This window comes from Arenibacter amylolyticus, from assembly GCF_002150785.1.
Classification (GTDB): Bacteria; Bacteroidota; Bacteroidia; order Flavobacteriales; family Flavobacteriaceae; genus Arenibacter; species Arenibacter amylolyticus.
On record NZ_MTAZ01000083.1, the window covers coordinates 1 to 4,911 of the forward strand.

Below are 4,911 nucleotides of genomic sequence, written 5' to 3' on the forward strand. Positions count from 1 at the left end.
TCTGTGAGAGGCTCGGGGTGAAATTCCCCTTGCCTACTCGACGCTGGGCCGTTACATACAAGCTGAATAAAATCGAAAATGCTAATTATAGTCTGTGGCAATAATTGAATACTAAAGTTAGCTTTGTGAAGACTTTAGTTAGCAATGGAATCTAAACACGAAATACTCAATTTATTCGGAAAAAACGTTAGAAAGTACCGACGCTTACTCAATATTTCACAAGAAGAATTAGCACATAAAGCTGACCTTCACAGAACCTATATTGGAATGATAGAGAGAGCGGAAAAAAATATAACACTTGTTAATATTGAGAAAATTGCTAATGCTTTAGAAGTCAAAATAGAAGACTTATTAAAAGACAGCAATAATGAACATTACAATTGAAGAATTTTACGAACTACTTGACAATAAATACATAATAGTAGAGTCATTTCGCGAACATTCAAAAGCTTCAGAAAAATATATCGATGTAACTTTTGTACAAAAAGATGGTTTCACTTGGAAAGGTTCAATACCATATTATTACAGAAGAACTGGACTTTTTATAGAAACACCTGAAGAACTCATTGAATACTTAAATGAGATTTATTCGCATTTCACTCAAAAAGAGATTACTGAATTTCAAGCCAAAGAAAGAGCAAGATGGAATAACGAAATGTCTGGAAAAAAGACAACGAAAGGATTTTTTGATGAATTACTTGACCTTGAATGGAAAAGTGTTAAATACGATTTACCAAATAATCCTAATTGGGCGAGAAGAATTCAAGATATTAAGGAGTTTGGTTACACTTTAGCAACCGATACAAGAAGAAAAGTTAAAGACAAATACGAAACTGACACACATATATTACTCGTACCACTGCCAAAAGGTGGTGTTACAGGCTACGAGGTAATGTCTGCTGCCTTTAAAGCAAAAGCTATTTCAGTTATGGAATCTATAAATGTTTTTGAGTATAGCAAGGCAAATAAACATGGTTTATTACCTGACCACAAGTTTCCTGAAATTAGATGGGACGAGGAAACCAGACAGGAGAATCCCGAAGAAATGCCTGAAAGAGAAATAAAAGAAAAATTTCAACTTTTAGATAATCAAAGAAATCAACAGAAAAGAGAAGTTTGTAGAAAGTGCTTCCAAACAGGAATAAGAGGACAACTTTATGGGATAAACTATTATTATGCTGGCACAGAAAAGTGGCCTGATGAGGTTCCTAAAATTGGAAAAGAAGCAGAAAAAGGATGTGTTGGGTGTGGATGGTACGACATTCAAAAATGGAGAGAAAGTCTTAATGAATTTGTTAATAACAATAAATAGAATTGCATACTAAAGTTATCATTTTTTAATAGCTTTGCGTTTAAATAAAGGAATATTATGAGTAAAAATTTAACATTTGGTAGTGTTTGTTCAGGCATAGAAGCATCACAATTAGCTTTTTCACCATTTGGCTTTAAGCAATTATGGAGTTCAGAAATTGCAGAGTTTCCATCAAAAGTCCTCGAACATCATTTCCCTACAATTCCAAATGTTGGAGATATGATAAACATTCCTACTTCCATTCTGAATCGTGAATATGAGGCACCTGATTTATTTTGTGGCGGAACACCATGTCAAGCCTTTTCATTGGCAGGTTGGAAAAATGGACTTGCTGACGAAAGAGGTCAGCTCACTATGACTTTTATTGAAATTGCAAATGCAATCGATAAAATAAGATTGGAAGATGGAAAAGACAGAAGTATTGTTCTATGGGAGAATGTCGAGGGAGCACTTAACGATAAAACAAATGCTTTTGGTAATTTTATTGCTGGTTTAGCAGGTTTTGATGAGGAAATCAAAGTAAAAAAATGGACGAAATCTGGTTATTTAGAGGGTAAAGATAGAAATGTTGCTTGGCGAGTCATAGATGCCAAATATTTTGGACTTCCGCATCAAAGAAAAAGATTATATGTTCTTGCAGGTGGCAAAGACTTTAAACCTGACCAAATACTATTCGAATTTGATAACAAAAACATAGTAAAGGAATTAAAATCAAAATCATCTAAAAACCCTACGAACTCACTTACTCTTTTTTCATCGTCAACAAAGGAGCAAGAAAATGAAAAAGTATTTTACAAAAACGGTGTGAAATTTGAAATATTTAGAGAATATACAGACTGTCTTTATGCTGCTTATGGCACAAAATGGAATGGAAACGCAGCCGCATATAACGGTTCATTATATGTAGCTGAAAACGATAAAATAAGGCGTTTAACACCATTAGAATGTGAACGGCTTATGGGATTTCCTGATAATTACACAAAGGTAAATGGAAACAGCCATACCAATAGATTTCAAGCTGTAGGAAATTCTTGGGCAGTTCCTGTTGTTAAGTGGATTGGAAATAGAATAAGTGATTATATCTCACATAGCATTAAGAATAATTTCATTGATTGGCAGAAATCAATTAATCCAGAAAAGAATAATCAAAATGCAAAACTTTATTTACTTCGAGATGTAAATAGAATTACTCGTTTTGAGTATTTAAATTCTTCAAATATTCCAAATAATCCAGTTTTCGGAGATTTAAGAGAAATCGTTGAACCTAATCATGCTTTGGATAAATTCTTTTTAAGCTCAAAAGCGTGTGCAGGAATTTTAAGAAGAAAACATGAACGTAACAAAAACATGAATTCTGAATTGCAAGCTTTAATGGAAAAAATATGCGATGAAGAAAATCAAAACGACTCGATTGAAAAGAAAGAAAGCCAGCATGTAACAATGTGTATAAGTAATAGCGGTTTAAGTGATTCAAATGAAAGTGATAGTGTCTATCAGAATTCAGTGCTTAATCAAAAAGTTGTTGGTTAAAATCCGCTACTACTCATAGTGTGCCAAGAAGCAGCCACGGCAATAAAATGGCTGCATGCTGTAAATAAGATGATGGTAGGCCCATCAGAGTCGTTGTATAGGCGATGGCTCTAAACCACCCAAAGGTGCTGTTGTGAATAGCAATGGTACTGAGCGTTTGGGAGAATCCGATCCATGAGGTCGGCAGGTATGGATAATGGAGATGAACGAAAGTGAACCGCTGATGAGGTGTCGAGAAGTGCGTACCTCCAGTCAAAAGCTACGAAGTATGAGACGGAGTGAAAAGTGATGTTGCTCATAATATCAACTACAGAGAGCACCTATTTATTTTCTGTAGGGCTGGCGTCATTCAGATGGCAAGAACTTTATTCAGGCTTATTTACGGAACTTGGGAAACTGTATGCAAATGCCAAGGGAAATGCACAATAAGAACAACTTAGAGGCAAAATACCGATAGTGCATGCAGAGGCAGACCAAGCCGTAGTAGCAATGAAGTTTCTGTAATGGAAATGGAGCGAAGGGCTTGGGTTGTACCGTTTTATTTTATTGACCAACTCATAAGAATGAGGATGAATTTATGGAATGAAACAAAATCAATACCGATAAGCCGCCAAATGGTTTGGGAGGCTTATCAAAAAGTGCGTTCCAACCAAGGGAGTGCAGGAGTAGATGCGGTAAGTATGCAAGAATATGATACCAATCGCAGCAAACACTTGTACAAACTATGGAATCGAATGGCATCGGGGAGTTATTTTCCCCCGCCCGTCAAAGAGGTGGAAATACCCAAGAAGGATGGAAGCATCCGAAAACTGGGTGTGCCTACCATAAGTGACAGGGTAGGACAAATGGTAGTCAAGATGTTCATAGAGCCAAGATTAGAGGGCGTATTCAGTCCCAATTCTTACGGTTATCGACCGAATAGAAATGCACATCAAGCATTACAAAAAGTTCGGGAAAACTGCTGGAAACAAGACTGGGTAATCGACCTTGACATCAAAGGATTCTTCGACAACATCGATCATCGGAAACTGATGCTTGCCGTAAAGAAGCACGTACCCGAAAATTGGGTGGTTCTCTACATCGCTCGATGGTTGGAAGCACCCGTTTTTACAACATCCGGACAACTCGTACAAAAAGAAGGGAAAGGAACGCCGCAAGGAGGCGTAATAAGCCCACTGTTGGCGAACCTATTTCTTCATTACGCTTTTGACAAATGGTTGGAAAATGCGGATGCAGATGTACAGTTTACACGTTATGCCGACGATGCGATCGTACATTGTAAAAGCAAAGCTCACGCAGAACAGATACTAAATGCGCTACATCAAAGGATGGAATCCGTAGGATTGGAATTACATGCACAAAAGACGAAGATCGTCTATTGTAGAGACTATCGCCGTAAAGGAAAACACCCGATTGTCAAGTTTGATTTTCTGGGCTATTCCTTTCAGCCGAGAAGTGCATTCTCCAAGAAAACAAAGAAAATGTTCTTAGGCTATGATTGTGCCATCAGTATCAGTTCGAGAAAACGAATCGCCGACAAGTTAGGAGAGCTCAACGTGAACAAGTTAAATTTTAAAAGCATTGTAGGAGTTGCCCAATACCTAAATCCAATGATCAGAGGATGGGTGCGTTACTACGGTAAATTTAAGATGTACGAACTCACAAAAGTCTTCCGATTGCTAAGTGCGCGCTTGGTTTGGTGGGCAAGGAGAAAGTATAAGCGCTACAAAACCAGCATGGGGAAAGCCTATAAATGGTTGACAACAGTCAGGAAACAATTTCCGACTTTGTTCTACCATTGGCGTTTTTCTGAAATAAATGTAGTAGCTTAGATTTGTACAATAAGAGCCGTATGATGGGAGACTATCACGTACGGTTCTGTGAGAGGCTCGGGGTGAAATTCCCCTTGCCTACTCGATCACTTTAACGTTAGAAGGTTATTTGCAATAAAAATTAGAGCAGCTTCGGGACTTCCCTTTTTTTGCTGCCTATCCTATAAATTGACCAATCTGTACGCAAGTGGTGCGTTTATCAGGGCAGCAAAAAATCTACGTTCTGTTAAGTTGTGG

Annotated in this window: 4 protein-coding genes; all 4 read left to right on the forward strand. The window is 37.4% G+C overall.

The window, feature by feature from the left end; translation table 11 throughout:
• Positions 1-144: 144 nt before the first annotated feature.
• On the forward strand, positions 145-384 hold the full coding sequence (locus BV214_RS16420; protein ID WP_086478581.1) for a helix-turn-helix domain-containing protein: 240 nt from the start codon (positions 145-147) through the stop codon (positions 382-384).
• Positions 368-1,312 (forward strand): hypothetical protein, encoded by a 945-nt coding sequence (locus BV214_RS16425; RefSeq protein WP_217868861.1) that lies wholly within the window; start codon positions 368-370, stop codon positions 1,310-1,312. Before BV214_RS16420 ends, BV214_RS16425 begins: the two co-directional genes overlap by 17 nt.
• A gap of 57 nt (positions 1,313-1,369) precedes the next feature.
• On the forward strand, positions 1,370-2,842 hold the full coding sequence (locus BV214_RS16430) for a DNA cytosine methyltransferase (protein ID WP_086478582.1): 1,473 nt from the start codon (positions 1,370-1,372) through the stop codon (positions 2,840-2,842).
• A 614-nt stretch (positions 2,843-3,456) separates the two neighbouring features.
• Positions 3,457-4,674 (forward strand): group II intron reverse transcriptase/maturase, encoded by a 1,218-nt coding sequence (ltrA, locus tag BV214_RS16435; RefSeq protein ID WP_245806824.1) that lies wholly within the window; start codon positions 3,457-3,459, stop codon positions 4,672-4,674.
• Positions 4,675-4,911: the final 237 nt, after the last annotated feature.

Bases quoted from the DNA above. Each gene is read 5' to 3' on its own strand.
- BV214_RS16420 (WP_086478581.1), top strand. From the start codon at position 145: ATGGAATCTAAACACGAAATACTCAATTTATTCGGAAAAAACGTTAGA.
- ltrA (WP_245806824.1), top strand. From the start codon at position 3,457: ATGGTTTGGGAGGCTTATCAAAAAGTGCGTTCCAACCAAGGGAGTGCA.
- BV214_RS16425 (WP_217868861.1), top strand. From the start codon at position 368: ATGAACATTACAATTGAAGAATTTTACGAACTACTTGACAATAAATAC.
- BV214_RS16430 (WP_086478582.1), top strand. From the start codon at position 1,370: ATGAGTAAAAATTTAACATTTGGTAGTGTTTGTTCAGGCATAGAAGCA.